Source organism: Streptococcus phocae (assembly GCF_001302265.1).
In the GTDB taxonomy this organism is placed as follows: domain Bacteria; phylum Bacillota; class Bacilli; order Lactobacillales; family Streptococcaceae; genus Streptococcus; species Streptococcus phocae.
The window spans coordinates 1-837 of the sequence record NZ_LHQM01000050.1 but is presented as its reverse complement, the minus strand read 5'-3'; the positions used below and the strand labels follow the sequence as shown (position 1 = coordinate 837).

The window sequence follows — 837 nt, the reverse complement described above, 5'->3', positions numbered from 1 at the left end:
TCGTACATCTAACCACCTCTCTACTCTTGTTTAGTCAATTCAGCATATTTAATAATAATAACTTCACCTTCTGATTCTAGCTCACCGATAGTCTGCTTGTCGTAAGTAAAGTCATTGTTAACATAAACAAAGACAAGATTCCCTTCACCAACGAGGTCTTCATGCGATTCGTCTATCATAGTGAAGACGTCGTGAGCTTTATACTTACCTTTTTTCACAGGTTCGATAAGTTCTAGTAATCCTTTATAGATGTCAGGCTCAATTTTACCGCCACTTGTTAGCAAATGAAGTGTTTGTAGATTTGCCATTTTTTGTGTACGTTCTGCTGAAACTTTCGCTAATCCTGCAGCAGCTTGAGCTGTCTTAGCATTTTTAGCAGTTTCTTGTGATAGTTTTTCCAACTCGTCAACTTTTTGCACTGCTTCACCCATCGCAATCTCAACGTATTCAGATTTTTTAAACTCTTCTAAAGCCGCCTTGATAACCTCAGGGTCGCTTAAGCCTGTTAAATCACGTTTAATCAACTGTGGGATAGAAGCCCCGTCGTCTGAACCGATGATAACATGTGTCGCCTCAATTTTTCCTTGCTCGTCGTATTTTGGGTAATTTCCGTTAACTTTCCAATTTCTTGCCATGCTTATTCTCCTTTTTTGCTTGCTTCAAATTGCTCTAAAATGTTGTCGATAAGAATGATTTCTGATGATGTAAATTCATCTTCACACTCTTCCAGAAAATTTAAAAAGTCAATGAATCGCTTAGAGTACTCACCCCCCTTAATAATGACCTCTTCGTCAGCTAGCTCGTTGAGAAGATCGTTAAGTTCATCTAGTTTTTGCG

The 837-nt window shown here is 38.5% G+C and carries 2 protein-coding genes; both read right to left on the bottom strand.

What is annotated here, in order from left to right:
• Positions 1 to 20: 20 nt before the first annotated feature.
• Positions 21 to 635, bottom strand: a complete 615-nt coding sequence (locus tag AKK44_RS08065) for a DUF1366 domain-containing protein (protein WP_054279259.1) — start codon at positions 633 to 635, stop codon at positions 21 to 23.
• Between the two features lie 2 nt (positions 636 to 637).
• Positions 638 to 837, bottom strand: a 200-nt coding sequence (locus AKK44_RS08060; protein ID WP_152911089.1) for a DUF1617 family protein, incomplete at its 5' end; no start/stop codon positions are given.